Consider the following 20,827-nt stretch of genomic DNA (forward strand, 5'->3'; position numbering starts at 1 on the left):
CGTAGCTAGAATCAGTGCTTATGGAACTGCACCAGCTCGCGTACTTCGTCGCAGTCGCCGAGGAGGGCAACTTCACGCGGGCGGCGGAACGGCTGCACGTCGCCCAGCCTGGGGTGAGCGCGCAGGTCAAACGACTCGAGCGCGAGCTGGGGCAGGAGCTCCTCGACCGGTCGGGCCGCACGGTCCGGCTCACCGACGTCGGCGCCGCGGCGCTGCCCCACGCGCGTGCGGCTCTCGCCGCGGTGAAGGGCGTCCGCGAAGCCGTCGACGAGCTGGCCGGGCTGGTCCGCGGCCAGGTCGCGATCGGCGCGGTGACGTCGGCGGGCCCGGTGAAGCTGCCCGACCTGCTCGCCCGCTTCCACGAGCGCTACCCGGCGGTCGAGATCACGCTGTCCGAGGCGAACTCGGACACGATGCTGGCGGCCCTGCGCGAAGGCCGGCTCGACCTGGCGGTGGTCGGCCTGTCGACCGAGCCGCCGCCCGGCATCGCGACGCAGGTGCTGATCGACGAGCCGTTCGTGGCGGTGACTTCGGGGTTGCTGGCCGAGCACGCCGAGGTCGCGATCGCCGACCTGGCCGGGCCGCCGCTGATGGCGTTGCCGAAGGGGACGGGGCTGCGCACGGCGCTGGACGCCGCGTTCGCGCGCGAAGGGCTGACGCCGCGGATCGCGTTCGAGGCGGCCGACCCGAACGTCCTGGTGCAGCTCGCGAAGCGGGGGCTGGGGGTGGCGGTGGTGCCGGAGTCGCTGGCCCGCTACCACGAGGCGGAGCTGCGGGTCGTCACGATCGCGGGGCCGGGACTGCGCGGCGTGCTGGCGCTGGCGTGGCGCACCGACGGCCCGTTGAGCCCGGCCGCGCGGGCCCTGATCGCGTTCGCCCGGGCGAGCTACCGCTCTTGAGGTCGGGCGGCGGCACGCGGTGCTGGTGGTTGCGCGCGATTGCCGGGGCGGCAGGCCCGGCGCCGGCGGCGTCCGAGCGGGTGGGCTACCGCGCTCAAGGGTGGGCGGCGCACGCGATGCTGGTGGTTGCGTGCGATTGCCGGGGCAGCTGCCCCGGCGCCGGCGGCGTTCGCCCGGGCGAGCTACCGCTCTTGAGGTCGGGCGGCGGCACGCGGTGTTGGTGGTGGCGCGCGATCGCCGGGGCGGCAGGCCGACGCCCGCGGGTGAGCTACCGCGCTCGAGAGCGGTCGATCGGCGCTGCCTTGCGTGGTCGCCCGTTAGGGGCGGTGGGCGGCCCAGCGCTGACGATGTTCGCCCGGGCGAGCTACCGTTCTTGACACGTCGTCAACAGTGTCGTTCCCTGGAGGGCGTGACGGACACCGCGCTCCAGGACGCTGTCGTCGGTGCCGGGCTGCTCGCCGGCAGCGCGAACGTGATCATGCAGCTCTCCCGCGCCCCCGTCGGGTACGGCGTGCTCGAGAGCAAGGTCGACAGCGGGAACCTCTTCCGCCACCCGGCGAAGCGGACGCGGACCACGTTGACCTACCTCGCCGTCGCCACCATGGGGACCGAGGCCGAGCGCGCCGCCTACCGGCGTGGCGTGAACCGGGCCCACGCCCAGGTGCACTCGAACGCCGAAAGCCCCGTCGCCTACGACGCCTTCGACACCGATCTCCAGCTGTGGGTCGCCGCCTGCCTCTACAAGGGCTTCGAGGACGTCTACCTCGCGTTCGTCGGCGGCGAGCCGGCGGACTTCTACGGCGAGGCCGCGGCGCTCGGCACGACGTTGCAGGTCCACCCGGAGATGTGGCCCGCCGACCGCGCGGCCTTCGAGGAGTACTGGGCGGCCGGGCTCGCCGAGGTCAGCGTCGACGACACCGTCCGCCGCTACCTCACCGACATCGTCGACCTGCGGTTCCTGCACCCGGCGGTCGCCGCTCCGGGCCGGCGGTTCCACCGCTTCGTCACGACGGGCTTCCTCCCACAGCGCTTCCGCGACGAGATGCGCCTGCCGTGGACGGCCGCCGACCAGCGCCGGTTCGACGCGTTCCTCGCCGCGCTCGGCCGGGTGACCCGCGTGCTGCCGGCGGCGGTGCGGCGGTTCCCGTTCAACCTCTGCCTCTGGGACCTGCGCCGCCGCTTGCGCACCGGACGTCCGCTGGTCTGAGGCTCGCAGAGAGTTGACCGCTTCGCGCGCGGGCGCGAAGGTGGGCCGATGAGCAGCGACGAGGTCCGCCACGGCGTCAAGCTGAGCAGTCTCGACCAGGAGGTCTTCCCCGACGCGGGGGTGACCAAGCGGGAGTGGCTCGACTACCTCGAAGCCGTCGCCGACCGGATGCTCCCGGAGCTGCGCGACCGGCTGCTGACCGTGCTGCGGGTGCTGCGCGGGCAGGGCCCGTTCATGCAGAAGAACCTGCCGAAGTACACCCCGGACTGGGTCGAGCGGGTCTCGGTGTGGGCCGAGACGTCCAAGCGGGACGTCTCGTACGCGCTCTGCAACGACCTCCGCACGCTGATCTGGTTCGGCAACCAGCGGGCGATCGAGTTCCACACGTCGCTCCACCGCGGCGACCCGTCGCACGGGCCGACCCACCTGATCCTCGACCTGGACCCGCCCGCCGACGGGCCGTTCTCCCTCGCCATCGGGGCCGCTTCGCTGGTGCGCGAAGCGCTGCACAAGGACGGGCTCGACGGCGCGCTCAAGACGAGCGGCTCCAAGGGCGTCCACATCTTCGTGCCGCTGGCGCCGGGTCAGTCGATGGAGGACATCGCGGCGGCGACGCGGGCGATCGCGGCCCGCGCCGAGCGCATCGACCCCTCGCTGGGGACGACGGAGTTCGTGAAGGACCGCCGCGAGGGCAAGGTGTTCCTGGATTCGACCCGGGCGGGCGGCGCGACGGTGGTGTCGGTCTACAGCCCCCGCCACCGGCCGGGCGCGCCGGTGTCGTTCCCGGTCCGCTGGGCCGACCTGGACGGCGTCAAGCCGGGGGACTTCACAGTGCACACGGCGCCGGAGTTGCTGGGTGATGGCGAGGACGCTTGGACGGCGGAGATGCCCGAGCCGTTCGTGCTGCCCGAGGACCTGGTGGCGGAGGGGCACACCATCCCGATCGCCCGGGTGCTGGCGATGCACGAGGGCAAACGCCGGGCCAAGGCCGCCCGCGAGTCCGGCTGAGGGCCGTCAAGCCGCCTGGTTGTGGCCCCGCCAAGCCGGGCCGTGCGGGCGGCGCAGCGTCGCGCGGGTGATCTCCACGATCCGGCCCGGCTCCGCCGCCACGCGGTGGCGGGCCAGCCACACCGTGTCCCGGCCGAACGACCACACCAGCGCCACCAGCGCCGCCACGACCAGGCCGAACGTCACCGCGAACGGGAAGATCCCGGAAACCGCCACGACCAGCACCACGCCCTGCACCGCGGCCACCGTCTTGCGGGCCATGCTCGGGTACAGCGGCGCCGTCAGCCACGGCAGTGCCCACGACGCGGCCACGAACGCGTACCGCATCAGGCCGATCGCCAGCACCCACAGCCCCAGCGTGCGGGACACCTGGATGCAGAGCAGCAGGATCAGGAACGCGTCGACCTCCATGTCGAACCGCGCGCCGAACTCCGACGCCGTGCCCGTGCGGCGGGCGACCTGGCCGTCGAAACCGTCCATCGCCAGTGCCACCGCGACCAGCCCGACCAGCACCCAGAGCGGGTGACCGCCGTCGGCGATCAGCTCGGCCGCGCCGCCCACGAGGACCGCACGGGCGAACGTGATCCAGTCCGCGGGCCCGAACTTGCCGCGGCCGCTCTGCCGCAGGCCCCAGCCCGTCAGCAGTACCAGCGCGAGGCCGTACACGGTCCCGGTCGCCCAGGCGATCGGGGAGAGGAAGCCGGCCCCGGCGACGAGCGCCCACACCGGGACCGCCGAGCGTAGGAGAAGTCCGTTCTTGATCATCTTTTACTCCGCGAATCGGCACGGGTGCTCATAGGGTGGCGGCGACACCAGCCTCCGGTCGCCTGCAAGGGAGAACACGTGGAACAGGCTTTCTGGGTTCAAAGCCCCGGCGAAGGTGCCCTCCGTTCCGTGACCTTGCGCGAGCCGCGAGATGGCGAAGTGCGCGTCCGCACGCTCTTCTCCGGCGTCTCCCGCGGCACCGAAACCCTCGTCTTCCGCGGCGGCGTCCCGGCGAACCAGCACGACGTCATGCGGGCGCCGTTCCAGGAGGGCGAGTTCCCCGGGCCGGTGAAGTACGGCTACCTCAACGTCGGCGTCGTCGAGCACGGCCCGGCCGAGCTCAAGGGCAAGACCGTCTTCTGCCTCTACCCGCACCAGACCGCGTACGTCGTCCCCGCGAGCGCCGTCACGCCGGTGCCGGACGCCGTCCCGCCCGGCCGCGCGATCCTCGCCGGCACCGTCGAGACCGCGGTCAACGCCGTCTGGGACGCGAAGCCGAAGCTCGGCGACCGGATCGCGGTGATCGGCGCCGGCATGGTCGGCTGCAGCGTCGCGAAGCTGCTCCAGGGCTTCCCCGCCACCCGCGTGCAGCTGATCGACGTCGACCCTTCGCGGGCCGGGATCGCCGACGCCCTCGGGGTCGACTTCTCGACGCCGGAAGCCGCGAAAGACGGCTGCGACCTCGTCGTGCACGCGAGCGCGTCCGAGGCGGGCCTGGCCAAAGCGCTGGAGCTCCTCGCGCCGGAGGGCGAGGTCGTCGAGCTGTCCTGGTACGGCGACCGCCGGGTCAGCGTGCCGCTCGGCGAGAACTTCCACTCGCGCCGGCTGACCATCCGCAGCAGCCAGGTCGGGACGGTCGCGCGGCCCGACCGCGACTACGCCCAGCGGCTCGGCCTCGCCCTCGAGCTGCTCGCCGATCCGGCCTTCGAAGCGCTGGTCAGCGGCGAGTGCGTGTTTGAAGATCTTCCGTCCGTGCTACCCCGGCTGTCCGCGAATGAACTTTCCGCCCTCTGCCTCCGTGTCATGTATCAGCCGCAGTGACCACGTCCACCCGAACGCATCGGAGGTCTTGGTGTTCAGCATCACCGTCCGTGACCACGTGATGGTCGCCCACAGCTTCCGCGGAGAAGTCTTCGGACCCGCGCAACGCCTGCACGGCGCGACCTTCGTGGTGGATGCGACATTCCGCCGCGTCGAGCTCGACGAGGACAACATCGTCGTCGACATCGGCAAGGCCACGGAAGAGCTCGGGGCGGTGCTGAGCGACCTGAACTACCGCAACCTCGACGACGAGCCGGAGTTCAAGGGCATCAACACCTCGACCGAGTTCCTCGCGAAGGTCATCGCCGACCGCCTCGCCGACGCCGTCCACGCCGGACGCCTCGGCGAAGGCGCGCGCGGCCTCGAAGGCATCGCCGTCTCGTTGAAGGAATCGCACGTCGCCTGGGCGAGTTACGAGCGTGCGCTGTGAACACTCTTTACGTCGTTTTGCCCGGGGACGTCGACGACACGTCCGTCCCGAGCGGGGGCAACACCTACGACCGGCGGATGTGCGACCGGCTCACCGCGGCCGGCCTCGACGTCCACGAGATCGCCGTCGCCGGCTCCTGGCCGCGCCCCGACACCGAGGCCCGCGCGGTCCTCGGCCACCTGCTGTCCGCGCTGCCCACCGGGTCCGCGGTGCTGCTCGACGGCCTGGTCGCCTGCGGCGTGCCCGAGGTCGTCGTCCCGCAGGCGCGCCGGCTGTCGCTCTCGGTGCTGGTGCACCTGCCGCTGGCCGACGAGACCGGCCTGCCGCCCGCGCTGGCCGCCGAGCTCGACGCGCTCGAGCGCGAGACGCTGCGGGCCGCGAGCTCGGTCGTCGCGACCAGCGAGTGGGCCGCGCGCCGGCTGGTGAGCCACCACGGGCTCGCCCCGCACCGCGTGCACGCCGTGCCGCCGGGCGTCGACCCGGCGCCGCCGGCCATCGGCACCGACGGCATGTCGCGCCTGGTCTGCGTGGCCAACGTGACCCCGCGCAAGGGCCAGGGCGTGCTCGCCCAGGCCCTGGAAACCGTCGCCGACCTGCGCTGGACCTGCGAATGCGTCGGCGGGATCCGGCGCGAGACCAAGTACGTCGAGCGGCTGCGCGAGCACCGGCTCGGCGCCCGCTTCACCCTCACCGGCCCCCGGACCGGCGCGGCGCTGGACGCGACCTACCACTCCGCCGACCTGCTCGTGCTGCCCTCGCGCGGCGAGACGTTCGGCATGGTCGTCACCGAGGCCCTCGCCCGCGGCGTGCCGGTGCTGACCACCGACGTCGACGCGCTGCCCGACACCGTCGGCGTCGCGCCGGACGGCTCGGTCCCGGGGATGCTCGTGCCCGGCGACGACGTGGAGGCGCTCGGCGCGGCCCTGCGCCGCTGGCTCACCGAGCCGGAGCTGCGGACGCGCCTGCGCGCGTCGGCGAAGCTCCGCCGCGAGGCCCTGACCGGCTGGGACGACACCGCGCGCCGCATCGCCGACGTGCTGCAGCGGCAGGAGGCGGCGGCATGAGTGAGCCCGCGAGCGAATCGGTCAGTACTGTGCCTAGCGGCAGCGTAGCCGCGTTCGCCCCCGACTGGCTGTACCTGCGGGAACCCGCCGACGCCGCGGCCCGCGCCACCCGGCTCGTCGACACGCTGCGCGAGCACCTGCCGGAAGGCGACCTGGTCATCCGCGACCTCGGCTGCGGCACCGGCTCGCTCGGCCGCTGGCTGGCCGCGCGCCTGCCCGGCGCCCAGCGCTGGATCCTGCAAGACGAGGACGCGGAGCTGCTCACCCACGCCCGCACCGCCCTGCCGGCCACCGCGCTGGACGGCAGCCCCGTCGATGTCGTCACCGAGCAGCAGGACGTCACCGCGCTGCGCGCCGCCGACCTCGCCGGGACGTCGCTGGTCACCGCGTCCGCGCTGCTCGACCTGCTGACCGAAGCCGAGGTCACGGCGCTGGCCAGGGCGATCGTCGAAGCCGGCTGCGCGGCGCTGCTGATGCTCTCGGTCACCGGCCGGGTGGAGCTCTCGCCCGCCGACCCGCTCGACGCCGCCCTCTCCGCCGCGTTCAACGCCCACCAGCGCCGGCTCACCGGCGGGCGGCGGCTGCTCGGCCCCACCGCGGTGGACGTCGCGGCGACCGCGTTCGGCCGGCTCGGCGCCACCGTCGTCCGCGCCGAGAGCGCCTGGCGGCTCGGACCCGACCAGGCCGAACTGCAGCGGCAGTGGCTCGAGGGCTGGGTCGGCGCGGCCGTCGAGCAGCTGTGGGAGCTGCGCCCGGCCGCCGACGTCTACCTGCAGCGCCGGCTGGAAATGGCCGATGCCGGCGAGCTGCACGCGGTCATCCACCACGGCGACCTGCTGGTCCTGCCGCCGAGCCTGGAGGTGGCGGCGTGAAGCGCTTGTTCGCCTGGCTGCGCATCCTCGGCGCGTTGGCCATCCTCGGCGTCCTCGTCTGGCAGCTCGGCAGCGACGCCTTCCTCGACGGCCTCGGCCGGATCAGCACGCCCGGCGTGCTCGCCGCGCTGGTCATCGGCTTCGCGACGACGCTGTTCAGCGCGGGCCGCTGGCAGATCGTCGCCACTCGCCTCGGCCTGCGGCTTTCGCTGCGGACCGCGGTCTCCGACTACTACCGCGCGCTCTTCCTCAACGGCGTGCTGCCCGCGGGCGTCCTCGGCGACGTCCACCGCGCGGTGCAGCACGGCCGCGACTCCGGCGACGTGCCGCGCGGCGTGCGCGCCGTCGTCCTGGAGCGCACCGCCGGCCAGCTCGTCCTGATCGCGTCCGCGGTCGCCGTCGTGCTGGCCGCGCCGGAAGCCGTCCCGGGCGCGTTCCGCGAGGTCGTGACCATCGCCGGGATCGTCGTCGTGCTGGCCACCGTCGCCGCGCTGGTCGCCGGCCGGCTGTTCGGCGGACGCTGGATCCACAGCGAGTCGAAGGTCCGGCGCGGCTTCGCCGTCACCCTCGCCGACCTGCGGCTGGGCCTGTTCACCCGCGAGACCTGGCCCGGCGTGGGCTTCCTGTCGGTCGCGACGCTGGCCGGGCACCTGGCGCTGTTCGTCGTCGCCGCCCGCGTCGCCGGCGTGGACGCGCCGGTCGGGCAGCTCGTGCCGCTGATGATCCTCGCACTGCTCGCGATGGGTCTCCCGCTCAACGTCGGCGGCTTCGGCCCGCGCGAGGGCGTCTGCGCCCTGCTCTTCGGCGCGGCCGGTCTGGGGGCCGCCCAAGGTGTCACCGTCGCCGTCGTCTACGGCGTGCTCACGCTGGTCGCGAGCCTGCCCGGCGCCGGTGTCCTGCTCGTTCGGAGCGTCGCCGGGTTCCGCGTGACCCGCGCTCCGCACTCCGTTGCCGTACCCGCTCCGCGCACCGCGGCCGGCACCGGGATCGAATCGGAGATGGGAATCAAGTCATGACCGCAAGCGAAATCGTCGGGGATCTGCCGCACCGGCCCGTGGTCGAGCGGGTCGTCGAGACCCGGCTGCCGACCCGGCACGGGACCTTCCGCGCGGTCGGCTACCTCGACCGCGCCGGTACCGAGCAGGTCGCACTGGTCCACGGCGAGATCACCGAGCTCGGCACGCTGACCCGGGTGCACAGTGAGTGCCTCACCGGCGACGTCTTCGCCTCGACGCACTGCGAGTGCGGCGACCAGCTGGCGGCGGCGCTGGACCGGATCGTCGAAGAGGGTTCGGGCGTGCTGGTCTACGTCCAGGGCCACGAGGGCCGAGGGATCGGGCTGCTCGCGAAGCTCAAGGCGATGCGGCTGCAGGACGAGGGCCTCGACACGGTCGACGCGAACGTCGCGCTCGGCCTGCCGGTCGACGCCCGCGACTACCACGCGGCGGCGGGCATCCTGCAGGACCTGGGGGTCCGGTCGGTGCGGCTGCTGTCGAACAACCCGGAGAAGGTCGAACAGCTCACGCGCTACGGAATCCGGATCAGCGAGCAGGTTCCGCTGCTGGTTCCGCCGAATCCCGAGAGCCTGCGCTACCTCCGCACGAAGGCCGAGCGGATGTCGCACCTGCTCCCGCACCTGGACCAGGCGTTCTCAGCCGCCAAGTAGCGTCAGGACGCCGGCGAAGCGCTGGACCAGCGTGTCCAGCACCACGTGCCCCTTCGCCGCGCTCGCCAGCGAAGGACGGCCGACCACCCCCGACTCCGTGTACGGCCGCAGGCCCAGCGTCAGCAGGTGTTCCCGGTCGGTGACGTGGTCGGCGGTCTCGTGGCCGGGCCGCACCAGCTGCGGGTGTGCGTGCAGCAGGATCGACGTCTCCAGCTCGCCGGCGTGCATGTCGTCGTCCAGCGACGTCCGGAGGCCGGCCGCGGTGTGCGCCGCCTGCCAGTCCGCGACGCCCGGGAACAACGCCATCGCGCCGCGCGCTTCCTGGACCACATTGGACAGTACGTAGTTGCCGCCGTGCCCGTTGACCAGCACCAGCCGCTCGACACCGGACGCGCTGAGCGAGTCCGCGATGTCGGTGACGACGGCGTGCAGCGTGCGGGCCGAGATGCTCACCGTGCCGGCCCACGCCGCGTGCTCGTGGGAGCACGAGATGGTGATCGGCGGCAGGTGGAGCACGGGGTGGGCGTCCGCGATCGCTTTCGCGAGGGTCGCGGCGATGACCGTGTCGGTCGCCAGGGGCAGGTGCGCGCCGTGCTGTTCGAAGCTGCCGACCGGCAGCACCGCGACCGCCGCGCCCCGCTTCCGCACGTCGACGGTGGTGGCGAGCGGGAAGAGATCGGTCATGGGCACGTCCCTTCACTAGGTTGGAAGTCATGAGCGAGCATGCCGCACTACTCGACGTCGCGCGCGAAGCCGTGGCGAAGGCGACGGCGATCGTCCGGTCGCGCCCGACTTTTTCCGTTTCGGCGAAAGGTGATCGCGACCTGGTGACCGACGTCGACACGGCGGTCGAGGACGCGCTGCGGGAGTTCCTCACGGCCGAGACGCCGGAGATCGGCGTCCTCGGCGAGGAGCGCGGCCGCAGCGGCGACGGCGGCGGCTGGTGGTGGGCGCTCGACCCGATCGACGGCACCGCGAACTTCGCCCGCGGAATTCCGCTCTGCGGGATTTCCCTGGCCCTGGTCGACGGCGAGCACAGCACGGTCGCCGCGATCGCCCTGCCGTACCTCGGGGTCACCTACACCGCCTCGCGCGGCGAAGGTGCTTTCGCGAACGGAGAGCGCGTCGGTGCGTCCACCGCGACGGAGATTTCGGACGCCATGATCGCGGTGGGTGACTTCGCGATCGGCCGTCTGGCGGAAGAGAAGAACGCGGCGCGGCTGCGGCTGCTGTCGGACCTCGGCGCGCGGGCGCAGAAGATCCGGATGCTCGGCACCGCGGCGATCGACCTCGCGTGGGTGGCGGACGGAAAGCTCGACGCCGCACTGATCCTGTCCAACAACCCGTGGGACACCATGGCCGGCGTGCTGCTCGTGCGCGAGGCCGGCGGGGCCGTCGTGGACCGCGACGGCACCGAGCACACGGTCGGTTCTTCGTCGACGATCGCCGTCGGTGCCGGGCTGCGCAAGGAGATCGTGGACGCACTTGATCGGGCGCACGGGGTTGTTCGTTAGGATTTGCGGGTACACGGTGGGCAGCGCCACAGCGCGCGATTGCGCTGTCCGCCCGAGGTTTTCGGCTACGTTGGTACCGGCCGGCGGATGATCCTGGCATGCTGGCCGGATCTCGTCGGCACACTTTTGGGAATGGTGGATGCTCGTGGAAAGTCGCCGGATCCGTGATCGGTACCGGCTGCTGGAGCCGATCGGCGGCGGCGCGATGGGCACGGTGTGGCGGGCCCAGGACGAAATGCTCGGCCGCACCGTGGCGATCAAGGAACTCCTGCTGCCGCACGACCACGACGAGCACCGCACCGAAGAGGCGAAGAACCGCGCGATGCGCGAGGCGCGGATCGCCGCCCGGCTGCAGCATTCCCACGCGATCACGGTGTTCGCCGTCCTCGAGGAGGAGGACCGGCCGTGGTTGATCATGGAGTACCTGCCGTCGAAGAGTTTCGCCGTCCAGATCCAGGACGCGCCCGTGTCCGTCGACGACGCGATCCGCGTCGGTGCGCAGATCAGCTCGGCGCTGGCCGGCGCCCACCGCGTGGGCATCGTGCACCGCGACGTGAAGCCGGCCAACATCCTGGTTTCCGACGACGGCACGGCGAAGATCACCGACTTCGGCATCTCCCGCGCGATCGGTGACGTCAAGCTGACCGCCACCGGCGAGATCGCCGGCACGCCCGCGTACCTGGCGCCCGAGGTGGCCCGCGGCGAGGACGCGGACTTCGCCGCCGACGTCTTCTCCCTCGGCGCGACGCTGTACGCCGCCGTCGAGGGGCAGCCGCCGTACGGCACGGCGGACAACCCGATCGCCTTGCTCTACAAGGCGTCCAGCGGGGAGATCGAGCCGCCGGCCAAGGCGGAGCGGCTGACCCCGCTGCTGGAGCGGATGCTCGCGAGCGACCCGGCCGAGCGGCCGTCGATGGACGAGGTCGAGCAGGAGCTGCGGGCACTGCTGCCGGACGCCGAGCCGGGCGAGTCGGTCCTCGCGGCGACGGTGCCCGAGGCCGACGTCGCCGACGTGCCGGCCGCGGTGCCGACCGTCCCGGCCGCCGTCGCCGTGCCGCCGCCCGGTGAGGTCGCCGCCGTGTCGCCGGGTGCGCGCAAGGGCATGATCGCGGTCGGGGCGGGCGCGGCGCTGCTGTGCGTCGCGGTCGTCGTCGCGATCCTGCTGGTCGTGCGGCAGAAAGCGCCGGCGGACACCGCCGCCCCGCCGCCCGCGACGCAGTCGTCGTCCTCGGCGTCCGTGACACCTCCGTCATCGGCGTCACCTTCGCCGTCGCCTACCCCGACCCCGTCGACCACGGCGCCCTCCACTTCGACGCCGGTCTCGCCGGTGTCCTCGACGACGAGCGCCGCGGACGCGCTCTCGGCCTACTACCGGCTGTTGCCCGGCAACCTGCCGGCGGCGTGGAACCTCCTGACCGACCACTTCAAGGCCTCCCGGAGCCAGACGTACGAGACGTACAAGAACTTCTGGAGCCGGTACAAGTCGGTGACCGCGACCAACGTGAAGGAAGCCGGCCCCGGCAGGGTGACCGCGACCGTCCTCTACGACGGTGGCAAGGCCGAGACCGACACCTTCACGATGGTCCAGGTGAACGGCACTTGGATGATTGACTCGCAGGGCTGAACCGACTCGCGTCCGGCCACGTGTGACAGATGAGGCGTCACCGTCGTCGACCGCGCTGGAGGTAGCCGTGTCCAGTTCCACCGCTCTGCTCCGGCGCTCGCGATGAGGCCCGCGGACCCGATGGTGTTCATCCTCCCGGCCGCGCCGCCGGGGAGCGACACCTACGACAAGCGGATGTGCAAGAACCTGCCCGTCGTCGGCCAGCCCGTGCTGGAGCTGCCGATGACCGGCGACTGGCCCGAGCCCGACGCGACGTCCAGACGTCGCCTGGCCAGATCCCTGGCCGCGCTGCCCGACCGGACGGTGGTGTTGCTCGACGGCGTGATCGCCTCGGGCGTGCCCGAGATCGTCGTCCCGCACGCGCGCCGGCTGCGGCTGGCCGTGCTGGTGCACCAGGCACTGGCCGACGAGCCGGGCCTCGACCCGTCGCACGCGGCGGAGCTGGACGCGTGCGAGCGGGAAACCCTGCGGATGGCCGGCATGGTCGTGGCGACCAGCCCGTGGCTCGCTCGCCTGCTGATCGACCGCCACGACCTGGACCCGGGCCGCGTGTACGTGGCCAAGCCGGGCACCGACGCGGCCCCACTGGCAGCGGGCGCGGACGGCGTGTCCCGGCTGCTGTGCGTCGGCGACGTGACCCGCCGCAACGGCCAGGACCTGCTGGTCCAGGCCCTCGGCGAGGTCGACCACCTGGCGCTGTCCTGCGTGATGGCCGGCTCGCTGGAGGCGGACCGCGGGTACGTGGACGAGCTCGGCTGGTCGATCGAGCGCCTAGGCCTCGGCGGCCGCATCACACTGGCGGGCGACGCGGTGGACCTGGGGGACGCCTACAACGCGGCGGACCTGCTGGTGATCCCGGCCCGCGCGGCGACGTCGGGCATGTTCGTCGCCCAGGCACTGGCCCGCGGAATCCCGGTACTGGCCACCGAGGTCGGCGGAGTGTACGACGCACTGGGCGTCGATGCGGATGGTGAAATGCCGGGGCTGCTGGTGGCCCCGAACGACCCGTTCGCCCTGGCTGACGCGCTGCATCGCTGGTACGCGGACCCGGAGTTGCGCAGGTCTTTGAGGACGGCGGCGCTGGGTCGGGGGAGTGCGCTGGAGGAGTGGGAGGCCGCGGCCCGGCGGCTGACGCAGGCGTTGTCGAAGCTGGCTTCCGAGCCCCGCATCGTCGCCTGACCGATCCCGAAAGCGGTGAAGGCCCCCTTGCCTGCCGGTAAGGGGGCCTTCACGCTTTTCAACCGGGAATCACGCCAGGGTGAGCGCGTAGATCTCGACCCGCGGGTCGTTCGGCAGGCTCACCGACTGCAGCGTCTTCCCGCCATCCAGCGCAGCCGACACCCCGAACAACCGCACCGGCGGGCCGTCGACTCCGCTGCCCGCCTTGATGCGGTGTGGCATGTCGAGCACCACCGACGCACCCGACCCAGCCCAGTCCGCGAACGTCACGGCCAAGTCCGCGCTGGTGCCGTCCGTGTAGTGCGCGGTCAACGTCGTCGACACCGGCCCGTTGTGCGACGAACCCACAAGGCGAAGCGCCCCGTGCTGACCCGCCGGAAGCAGCAGCGACTGCCCACGGGCCTCCACGAAGTTCGCCGAAGTCCCCGACGCGTCCGGGGCCGCGTACGTCACGCCGTCCCAGGTCACCGGGCCCGCGGGCGGGAGCAGCGAGGCGTCGTAGCTCCAGCCGCCGCCGTCGAAGTTGCCCTCCGACGACGATGCCACCGTTGCCGTTCCGTCGTGGTTGTAGTCGCGGCCAAGGTCGACCGCGCACGACGTGCCGGACGAAGCGCACGCCGACGGCGTCCGGACCTCGACCGTCGCCGAGCGGGTCACGCTGTTCGCGCCCAGCCCGGACACCTTGACCTGCACCGGGTACGTCCCGAGCGCGGTCCCGGCCGGCACCGTCACCGTGATCGGCACCGTCTTCTGCGTCGGCAGCCGTCCCGACCAGATCAGCTGGAGCTGGTCCGCGCGCGCCTTCCACCCGGCCGGCGCCGTCACCGACACGGTCACCGGCTGCAGCACCGGGTTCTGCGCGAGGACGTCCAGGTCGAGGTGCACCTGCTGCGCCGCGCCCGCCGGGATCACGACGGACGACTGCCGCAGCGACGCGTCGACGTGCCGCCGCAGGTCACCGACGGCGTTGTTCACCGACGGCGGCTCCGCACTGGCGGACGTCCCCCACGAAGAGGGCTTCGAGCCGAGCTTGTGCGAAAGCGTCCCGCCGTGCGCCAGCGAAGACCAGTCCAGCGACGTCTGCCGGACGTCCCGTCCGTTCAACGACACGCTCTGGACGTACCGGTTCGCGTCGGAAGCACCCGGCGCGTTCACGGTCAGCGTGCCGCCCTGCGACCGGCCGTACTGTCCGATCCGGACGGTCGCCGACTCGAACTGCGGGCTCGACACCGCGAGGAAGTTCGCGCCGCTCATCGTCGGGTACAGCCCGAGCGAGGAGAAGACGTACCAGGCGGACATCGTGCCGAGGTCGTCGTTGCCGGTCATGCCGTCCGGGCCGGTGGTGAACAGCGTCATCGCCGCGCGGACGACGGTCGCGGTCTTCGCCGGCGCGCCGACCCAGTTGTACATGTAGGGCGCGAGCAGGTCGGGCTCGTTGTTGGGGTTGTACGTCGCCTTGCCGTAGTAGTCGTACGGGCTGGAGATCCAGTCGTTGCGCGCCGTCCCGGCGGGATCCGAAAGCAGCTTGTCGTAGGCGAAGAACGAGTCGAGCCGCTTCTGCGTCGCGGGCCTGCCGCCCATCAGCGAGACGAGTCCGGCCGGATCCTGCGGCACGAGCCACTGGTACTGGTAGGCGCCGCCTTCGTGGAACTGGTGGTCGGCGTCGACCGGGTTGTACGGCGTCAGCCAGGTGCCCTCGGTCGTGCGGGGCCGGAACGCCTGCGTCGAGGAGTCCCAGAGGTTCTTGTACCACTGGCCGCGGTCGGCGAACATCCGCGCGTCGGCCTGGTGGTTCAGTCCCTTCGCCATCAACGCCAGCGCCGCGTCTGCCGCCGAGTACTCCATGGTCGCGGACGCCGGGTGCTCGCAGTCGTTGTCGCCGCCCTTGGCCGCGCAGTCCTTGCCGAGCTCCAGGCCGCTCGGGATGTACCCGCGGTCGTTGTAGTAGTTGACGCCGGAACGCCCGTTGTACGGCGAATCGGCGGGCGGCGTGCTCGTCGCGTTCTTCTTGAGCAGCGCGTACGCCTCTTCTTCGTGCCCGGCGAGCAGGCCCTTCGACCACGCCTCGACGAGGAACGGCGTCACCGGGTCGCCGGTCATGATGTTGGTTTCGCTCTCGGCCAATGCCCACCTCGGCAGCCACCCGCCGTCACGGCCGATGGCGACCACCGACAGCGCGACGTCCCGCGCGACCTGCGGTTCGAGCATTTCGAGGAGCTGGTTCTGCGGGCGGTAGGTGTCCCAGAGCGAGAAGTTCTGGTACGGCGTGTAGCCGCTCGCGGTGTGCACCTTGCCGTCGAAGCCGGTGTACGCGCCGTCGGTGTCGCCGGCGAGGTTCGGGTGCAGCTGCGCGTGGTAGAGCGCGGTGTAGAACGCCGTCTGCCGGTCGGTGGTGCCGCCGCCGATCTTGATCGCGCCGAGCCGGTCGGCCCACTGCTGGTGCAGCGCGGTCTTCGTGGCGTCGAAGTCGAAGTCCTTGGTCTCCGCGGCGAGGTTCTTCCGCGCGCCGTCGAGCCCGGTGTAGGACAGGCCGACCTTGAGGACGACGTCGTGGTCGGTGGTCGCGTCGAAGCTGGCCCAGGCGCCGTTGCCACCGGTGCCCGCGGCGTCGCGGCTGTCGGGCGTGCGGGTCGAGCCGCGCCAGGTGCCGTAGGAGCTGAACGGCCGGTCGAAGGTGGCGGTGAAGTAGACGGTGTGCTCGTCGTGCCCGGCGCAGAACCCGCCGGCCTTGACCCGCCCTTCGAGCGTCCGGTCGCCGACGACGTGGATCTCGGAGTCCTTGACGGACTGGTTGGCCTGGCCGGTGTTGAACAGGACGTTCGCCTGGCCGGTCGAGGGGAACGTGTAGCGCTGCCAGCCGGTGCGCGCGGTCGCCGTCAGCTCCGCGTTCACGCCGTACTTCTGCAGGCCGACGCGGTAGTAGCCGGGCTCGGCGTGCTCGTCGTCGTGGCTGTAGGTGGACTTGTAGGCGTCTTTGTCAACGTTGTCGACGGCCCCGGTGGTCGGCATGATCGGCAGCTCGCCCATCACCCCGCAGCCGACGCCGGACAGGTGCGTCTGGCTGAAGCCGTAGATCGCGTTCTGCAGGTAGTCGTAGCCGCCCTGCCCGCCGGTGTCCGGGCTGACCTGCACCATTCCGAACGGCGCGCTCGCGCCGGGGAACGTGTTGCCGAAGTTCTGCGTGCCGACGAACGGGTTGACCAGGCTCGTCGGATCCGCGCTTTGCGGGGCGGCTGCCGCCACCGCCGGCGCAAGCCCCGTGACGACCACCCCCACGGCCACCGCGGCGGCCAGCCGTCTGCTCTGCGACCACATGGGCGCACCTCCCAGGAGATGACAACGTTGTCAGAAGCGGACCTTTGGTCAGGCCCTCGGTTCGGTCAGCAGCTTTCCACCTCGATGGGCGTTTGAGAAGACCTCAACCGGCCACTTCGCGCAGTAACCGGGCAGCGGTCTCGACAGCGTTGTCAGCCAGGTTGCCGTAGCCGAGGACGAGCGCGGGCTCGCCGGGAGCCGTCCGGTAGTCGTCGAGATCGGCCACCTTCACACCCCGCTCTCGCGCCTCCCGCACGACCGCTTTCGCGTCCCGGTCGAGGTGCAGGACGAGGTGCAGCCCGGCCGCCGCACCGGAGATCCGGTCCGGTCCGAGCGCGTCGACGAGCCGGTCGCGCCGGGCGCGGTACCGCAGCCGCGCGGCCCGCAGATGCCGGTCGTAGCCACCGCTCTCGACGAACTCGGCGAGCGCCAGCTGGTCGACCACGGGCGGCGCGTGCCCGGCGAGAGTCCACTGTGGAGGGAGTGCGACCCAGCCGAGCCCGAGCGCCGGGCCGAGCGTCTTGCTGACGGACCCGAAGAGCGCGACCCGCCCCGGATCGGTGCCCTGGACGGTGCCGACGGGCCGCCGGTCGTACCGGAACTCGGCGTCGTAGTCGTCCTCGAGGATCAGCCCGTCGACCTCCCGCGCCCAGCCGAGGAGTTCGGCGCGCCTTCGGGGAGAAAGGACGGTGCCGGTGGGGAACTGGTGCGCCGGCGTGACGAGCACGGCCCGCGTCCCGCGCGGGATCCGTCCGATGTCGATGCCTTCGCCGTCGACCGGCACCGGATCGATCGCCATCCCGGTCGCCGCGGCGGCGCGCCGCAACCGCGTCCAGCCGGGATCTTCGACGGCCAGCCGCGTGACGCCGTTCGCTCGCAGGGCGCGGCAGACGCGGGTCACGCCGTCGGTGACGCCGCCGCAGATCACGACGTCGTCGGTTTCGGCGCCGCGGACCCGCCGCAGGTAGCCGGCGAGGGTCCGGCGCAGCCGCGGGTGCCCGTCCCGGTCGGGGAGCCCGAAGTCGGCGTGCGGCACGGTGGCGAGCACCCCGCGCACGGCGTCCGCCCACCGCTGCCGCGGGAAGTGCCGCAGATCGGGCAGCCCGGGAGCGAGGTCGTACCGCGGCTGCGTCGGACGCACCGGCGGCTTCGCCGCGACAGCGTCACCGACCCGCCGCACTCGCGTCGCGGATCCGGTGTGCCCGTCGAGGTAGCCCTCGGCGACGAGCTGGGCGTAGGCCTGCGTGACGACCCACCGCGAGCACCCGAGGTCGGCGGCGAGCTGCCGGCTCGGCGGCACGGCGACGCCGTCTTCGAGCCCGCGGATCGCCCGGCGCAGGGCGCGCGCGAGCTGGTCGTGCTTCGGCCCCGGCCCGCTCAGCTCCAGCAGGACGCCCCAATTGGTCTGTGATCCGGCCACGTCATTGGACTGTAGTACCGGACCGATCCGGCCCTAGGTTCGTCAGCATGAAGAAGGTGGAACTGGGCCGGACCGGCCAGGAGGTCAGCCAGGTGTCGCTGGGCTGCATGACGATGGGCACGTCGACGGACGAGCCGGCGTCGGCCCGCATCCTGGACGCGTACCTCGACGCGGGCGGCGACTTCCTCGATACGGCGAACTGCTACGCGTGGTGGGCGGGCCCGTCGTTCGCCGGCGGCGAGAGCGAAACCCTCCTCGGGCGCCTCTTGAAGGGCCGCCGCGACCGCGTCTTCCTGGCGACCAAGGTGGCCGCGGGCATCAGGGACCTCCCCGCGGCCCGCACGGCTTCCCGCCCGGACGGCTCGACGGACTGGGAGGCGCGGGAGCGCACCTACGAAGGCGCGAGCGTGACGGTGATCCGGCGCGAGGTGGAGGAAAGCCTGCGGCGCCTGGGAACGGACCACATCGACCTGTACTACGTCCACGTCGACCTCCGCCGGGAACCGCTGGAGGAGACACTGTCCGCATTGGACGGTCTGGTCCGCGCCGGCAAGATCCGGTACACCGGCTGGAGCAACGTCCGGACCTGGCGCCTGGAGCGCATCCACGCCCTGGCCGCGGCCAACGGCTGGGCGTCCCCGGTGGCGGTCCAGGTCCAGCACTCCTACCTGCGCCCGGACGGCGCCGACGTCCCGTCGATCGCGGGCGGCGAGCTGCTGGACTGGCTGGCGTCGCACCCGGACGTCTCGCTGGCGGCGTATTCGTCGCTGCTGCGCGGAATCTACGACGACCCGGTCTACCGGGCGTCGACGCCGATTTGGCGTGCGTACGCGGGCCCGGAGTCGGAGGCGCGGCTGGCCGCGGTCGCGAAGGTGGCCGAGTCGCTGGGCGCGTCCGGCAACCAGGTGGCGCTCGCGTGGTTGCTCCACAAGGGAGTGATCCCGCTGATCGGACCGCGGACGTGGGAGCACTACGAGTCGATCGCCCCGGCGTTCACCCTGGAGCTGCCGGCGGAACACGTGTCCATATTGGACAACGCGTGATCAGTCGAGCAGCCGCTGTTCCTTCGCCACCGCGACGGCCCCGGCGCGGGTGTCCACGGCGAGCTTCCCGTAGATCCGGCCCAGGTGGGTCTTCACCGTCGCCTCGCTGATGAACAGCGCGCGGGCGATCTCCTTGTTGCCCAGGCCCTGCGCGAGCTGGCGGAGGATGTCGCGTTCACGGTCGGTCAGCGTCGGCCGCGGAGCGCGCAGCTGGGCCATCATCCGGTCGGCGACCGGCGGGGACACGGCGGTGCGCCCGGCCGCGGCCGCGTCGATCGCGGCGTACAGCTCGGTGGCGGACCCGGCTTTGAGGAGGTAGCCGGTGGCACCGGCGGCGATCGCGCGGCTGATGTCCGCGTCGGTGTCGTAGGTCGTCAGCACCAGGATCCGGGGCGCGCTGGGGGTGCTCCGGATCCGCCGCGTCGCTTCGATCCCGTCGATGCCGTCGCCGAGCTGGATGTCCATCAGGACGACGTCGGGGTGCAGGGCCGCGGCGGTCGCGACCGCTTCCTCCCCGCTCGCCGTCTCCCCGACGACCTCGATGCCGTCCGCGCCCGACAGCAGGGCACGCAGGCCCGCACGGACGACCGCGTGGTCGTCGCAGACCAAGACACGAATGCTCACTGGGCCTCCAAGGGGATCGCGGCGGAGATCACGGTGCCCTGGCCGGGCGCGGACTCCACGGTCAGCCTGCCTCCGAGCTGCTGGGCGCGGACCCGCATGGCCGGCAGGCCGTGACCGCGTTCGCCCTGGGGTGCCGACTCGACGAAGCCGCGGCCGTCGTCGGCGACGTCCAGCACGACCTGGTCGTCGAGGTAGGTGAGGGTGAGGACGACCCGGCCGGCGTCGGCGTGCTCGCGCGCGTTGGCCAGCGCGCCCTGGGCGATCCGGACCACAGTGGACTGGACGCGCTCCGGCAGCGGCCGCCCGGCGCCGTCGATGCGGACGTCGACCGGCAGCCCGGCCCGGCCGGCCACCGCGCGCAACGCCTCTTCGAGCGTCGCGTCGGCGAGGTCGGCGGGTGCGAGGTCCTGGACGAGCCGGCGTGCCTCCGAGAGGTTGCCCGCGCCGATGCGCTGTGCGGACCGCAGGTGTTCACGCGCCAGTTCCGGCTGCTCCCAGGCCTGGTCGGCGGCCTGCAGCAGCATCGCCTGGCTGGACAGGCCCTGCGCGAGGGCGTCGTGGAGCTCCCGGGACACGCGGTGCCGCTCGGCCAGCACGCCGGCGCGTCGCTCGGACTCGCGCAGCCGTTCGGCTTGGCGCCGCATGAAGGTGATGACCGCGGCGGTGACGGCCGCGATCGCGATCGGCACGATGGTCAGGTTCGGGTCGAAGCCGTCGGCCAGCCGGTTCTGCGAGACGACCACCAGCGCGGTGATCACGGCGACCAGCGCGAGGGCCTGCCCGGCCGGCAGCGTGCGCAGGCCGGTGACCAGCAGGGGGATGGCCGACCAGGCGAAGCTGGGGGCGAGCACCACCAGCACGACCCAGAGCGCCAGGACCACGGTCAGCCAGAGCAGGTACCGGCGCTCGACGAACAGGCCCGCGCCGTACGCGACGACCAGTGCGCCGGTGAACGCGATCACCCAGGGGGCCAGGGGGTTGCCGTCGTGACGCGTCAGGAAGCGGACCGCCGAGGCGAGCACCAGCAGCACGAACGCCGAGTGCATGACCGCGGCGAGCCACCGCGCGTCGGAGTCGGCCGTCATGCCGTCCATGCTCGCTCCCTTCGGTCCCGGCACCAGCGTCAGCCGGGCGGAACGGCCGCGCATCAGCCGAT

At 72.5% G+C, this 20,827-nt stretch carries 18 protein-coding genes and 1 pseudogene; 13 read left to right on the forward strand and 6 right to left on the reverse strand.

Going from position 1 to position 20,827, the window contains the following annotated elements:
* Positions 1–20 precede the first annotated feature (20 nt).
* The 3 genes from ACZ7OU_RS11730 to ACZ7OU_RS11740 all read left to right on the forward strand — a co-directional run bounded on the left by ACZ7OU_RS11730 (position 21) and on the right by ACZ7OU_RS11740 (position 3,114).
* On the forward strand, positions 21–899 hold the full coding sequence (locus ACZ7OU_RS11730) for a LysR family transcriptional regulator (protein WP_470241989.1): 879 nt from the start codon (positions 21–23) through the stop codon (positions 897–899).
* A 409-nt stretch (positions 900–1,308) separates the two neighbouring features.
* Entirely contained in the window at positions 1,309–2,106 is a 798-nt protein-coding gene (locus tag ACZ7OU_RS11735) for an oxygenase MpaB family protein (protein WP_470255036.1), read from the forward strand.
* 48 nt (positions 2,107–2,154) lie between these two features.
* Positions 2,155–3,114, forward strand: coding sequence for a DNA polymerase domain-containing protein (locus ACZ7OU_RS11740; RefSeq protein ID WP_470255037.1), 960 nt, complete (start codon positions 2,155–2,157; stop codon positions 3,112–3,114).
* Between the two features lie 6 nt (positions 3,115–3,120).
* Here the strand turns inward: ACZ7OU_RS11740 and ACZ7OU_RS11745 are convergent, their stop codons facing one another.
* The gene (locus ACZ7OU_RS11745; RefSeq protein ID WP_470255038.1) at positions 3,121–3,879 is read right to left on the reverse strand and encodes a CDP-alcohol phosphatidyltransferase family protein; all 759 of its coding nucleotides are present in this window, start codon (positions 3,877–3,879) and stop codon (positions 3,121–3,123) included.
* Positions 3,880–3,957: 78 nt separating this feature from the next.
* Here ACZ7OU_RS11745 and ACZ7OU_RS11750 point away from each other — a divergent pair, with 78 nt between their 5' ends.
* From ACZ7OU_RS11750 to ribA, 6 genes are read left to right on the forward strand one after another with little or no spacing between them, the layout of a single operon-like run.
* Complete coding sequence (locus tag ACZ7OU_RS11750) at positions 3,958–4,920, forward strand: zinc-dependent alcohol dehydrogenase (protein ID WP_470255039.1); 963 nt, start codon at positions 3,958–3,960, stop codon at positions 4,918–4,920.
* A 31-nt stretch (positions 4,921–4,951) separates the two neighbouring features.
* The gene (locus ACZ7OU_RS11755) at positions 4,952–5,350 is read left to right on the forward strand and encodes a 6-pyruvoyl trahydropterin synthase family protein (protein WP_470241984.1); all 399 of its coding nucleotides are present in this window, start codon (positions 4,952–4,954) and stop codon (positions 5,348–5,350) included.
* On the forward strand, positions 5,347–6,414 hold the full coding sequence (locus ACZ7OU_RS11760) for a glycosyltransferase family 4 protein (RefSeq protein WP_470241983.1): 1,068 nt from the start codon (positions 5,347–5,349) through the stop codon (positions 6,412–6,414). Before ACZ7OU_RS11755 ends, ACZ7OU_RS11760 begins: the two co-directional genes overlap by 4 nt.
* Entirely contained in the window at positions 6,411–7,286 is an 876-nt protein-coding gene (locus tag ACZ7OU_RS11765; protein WP_470255040.1) for a methyltransferase domain-containing protein, read from the forward strand. Before ACZ7OU_RS11760 ends, ACZ7OU_RS11765 begins: the two co-directional genes overlap by 4 nt.
* The gene (locus tag ACZ7OU_RS11770; protein ID WP_470241981.1) at positions 7,283–8,302 is read left to right on the forward strand and encodes a lysylphosphatidylglycerol synthase transmembrane domain-containing protein; all 1,020 of its coding nucleotides are present in this window, start codon (positions 7,283–7,285) and stop codon (positions 8,300–8,302) included. Before ACZ7OU_RS11765 ends, ACZ7OU_RS11770 begins: the two co-directional genes overlap by 4 nt.
* Complete coding sequence (gene ribA / locus ACZ7OU_RS11775) at positions 8,299–8,952, forward strand: GTP cyclohydrolase II (RefSeq protein ID WP_470255041.1); 654 nt, start codon at positions 8,299–8,301, stop codon at positions 8,950–8,952. Before ACZ7OU_RS11770 ends, ribA begins: the two co-directional genes overlap by 4 nt.
* On the opposite strand, the gene ACZ7OU_RS11780 is transcribed toward ribA, so the two are convergent.
* Complete coding sequence (locus ACZ7OU_RS11780) at positions 8,938–9,636, reverse strand: creatininase family protein (RefSeq protein WP_470255042.1); 699 nt, start codon at positions 9,634–9,636, stop codon at positions 8,938–8,940. The genes ribA and ACZ7OU_RS11780 overlap by 15 nt on opposite strands.
* 29 nt (positions 9,637–9,665) lie before the next feature.
* On the opposite strand from ACZ7OU_RS11780, the gene ACZ7OU_RS11785 reads away from it, so the two are divergent.
* The 3 genes and pseudogenes from ACZ7OU_RS11785 to ACZ7OU_RS11795 form a co-directional block, all read left to right on the forward strand.
* Positions 9,666–10,466 carry an inositol monophosphatase family protein gene (locus ACZ7OU_RS11785; RefSeq protein WP_470255043.1) on the forward strand — a complete coding sequence of 267 codons (801 nt, stop codon included), beginning with the start codon at positions 9,666–9,668 and terminating at the stop codon, positions 10,464–10,466.
* 139 nt (positions 10,467–10,605) lie between these two features.
* The gene (locus ACZ7OU_RS11790; RefSeq protein ID WP_470255044.1) at positions 10,606–12,090 is read left to right on the forward strand and encodes a serine/threonine-protein kinase; all 1,485 of its coding nucleotides are present in this window, start codon (positions 10,606–10,608) and stop codon (positions 12,088–12,090) included.
* A 69-nt stretch (positions 12,091–12,159) separates the two neighbouring features.
* Positions 12,160–13,269, forward strand: a pseudogene (locus ACZ7OU_RS11795) (glycosyltransferase); the annotation flags it as partial.
* Between the two features lie 69 nt (positions 13,270–13,338).
* On the opposite strand, the gene ACZ7OU_RS11800 reads toward ACZ7OU_RS11795, so the two are convergent.
* Positions 13,339–16,584 (reverse strand): GH92 family glycosyl hydrolase, encoded by a 3,246-nt coding sequence (locus ACZ7OU_RS11800; RefSeq protein WP_470255045.1) that lies wholly within the window; start codon positions 16,582–16,584, stop codon positions 13,339–13,341.
* Between the two features lie 103 nt (positions 16,585–16,687).
* Complete coding sequence (pdxR, locus tag ACZ7OU_RS11805) at positions 16,688–18,004, reverse strand: MocR-like pyridoxine biosynthesis transcription factor PdxR (RefSeq protein WP_470255046.1); 1,317 nt, start codon at positions 18,002–18,004, stop codon at positions 16,688–16,690.
* A 47-nt stretch (positions 18,005–18,051) separates the two neighbouring features.
* Between pdxR and ACZ7OU_RS11810 the strand changes: the two genes are divergently transcribed.
* Entirely contained in the window at positions 18,052–19,047 is a 996-nt protein-coding gene (locus ACZ7OU_RS11810; protein ID WP_470255047.1) for an aldo/keto reductase, read from the forward strand.
* On the opposite strand, the gene ACZ7OU_RS11815 is transcribed toward ACZ7OU_RS11810, so the two are convergent.
* Both ACZ7OU_RS11815 and ACZ7OU_RS11820 read right to left on the reverse strand, forming a co-directional pair.
* Positions 19,048–19,671, reverse strand: coding sequence for a response regulator (locus ACZ7OU_RS11815; RefSeq protein WP_470241973.1), 624 nt, complete (start codon positions 19,669–19,671; stop codon positions 19,048–19,050). It abuts the gene before it with no gap.
* Positions 19,668–20,819 carry a sensor histidine kinase gene (locus ACZ7OU_RS11820; RefSeq protein WP_470255048.1) on the reverse strand — a complete coding sequence of 384 codons (1,152 nt, stop codon included), beginning with the start codon at positions 20,817–20,819 and terminating at the stop codon, positions 19,668–19,670. Before ACZ7OU_RS11820 ends, ACZ7OU_RS11815 begins: the two co-directional genes overlap by 4 nt.
* Positions 20,820–20,827 lie beyond the last annotated feature (8 nt).

The sequence above is a fragment of the Amycolatopsis sp. NPDC114505 genome (assembly GCF_055633615.1).

What these genes read in the sequence shown, in the direction of transcription:
- ACZ7OU_RS11730 (WP_470241989.1), top strand. Translation starts at nt 21, where the DNA reads ATGGAACTGCACCAGCTCGCGTACTTCGTCGCAGTCGCCGAGGAGGGC.
- ACZ7OU_RS11740 (WP_470255037.1), top strand. Translation starts at nt 2,155, where the DNA reads ATGAGCAGCGACGAGGTCCGCCACGGCGTCAAGCTGAGCAGTCTCGAC.
- ACZ7OU_RS11745 (WP_470255038.1), bottom strand. Translation starts at nt 3,879, where the DNA reads ATGATCAAGAACGGACTTCTCCTACGCTCGGCGGTCCCGGTGTGGGCG.
- ACZ7OU_RS11765 (WP_470255040.1), top strand. Translation starts at nt 6,411, where the DNA reads ATGAGTGAGCCCGCGAGCGAATCGGTCAGTACTGTGCCTAGCGGCAGC.
- ribA (WP_470255041.1), top strand. Translation starts at nt 8,299, where the DNA reads ATGACCGCAAGCGAAATCGTCGGGGATCTGCCGCACCGGCCCGTGGTC.
- ACZ7OU_RS11780 (WP_470255042.1), bottom strand. Translation starts at nt 9,636, where the DNA reads ATGACCGATCTCTTCCCGCTCGCCACCACCGTCGACGTGCGGAAGCGG.
- ACZ7OU_RS11785 (WP_470255043.1), top strand. Translation starts at nt 9,666, where the DNA reads ATGAGCGAGCATGCCGCACTACTCGACGTCGCGCGCGAAGCCGTGGCG.
- ACZ7OU_RS11790 (WP_470255044.1), top strand. Translation starts at nt 10,606, where the DNA reads ATGCTCGTGGAAAGTCGCCGGATCCGTGATCGGTACCGGCTGCTGGAG.
- ACZ7OU_RS11800 (WP_470255045.1), bottom strand. Translation starts at nt 16,584, where the DNA reads ATGTGGTCGCAGAGCAGACGGCTGGCCGCCGCGGTGGCCGTGGGGGTG.
- ACZ7OU_RS11810 (WP_470255047.1), top strand. Translation starts at nt 18,052, where the DNA reads ATGAAGAAGGTGGAACTGGGCCGGACCGGCCAGGAGGTCAGCCAGGTG.
- ACZ7OU_RS11820 (WP_470255048.1), bottom strand. Translation starts at nt 20,819, where the DNA reads ATGCGCGGCCGTTCCGCCCGGCTGACGCTGGTGCCGGGACCGAAGGGA.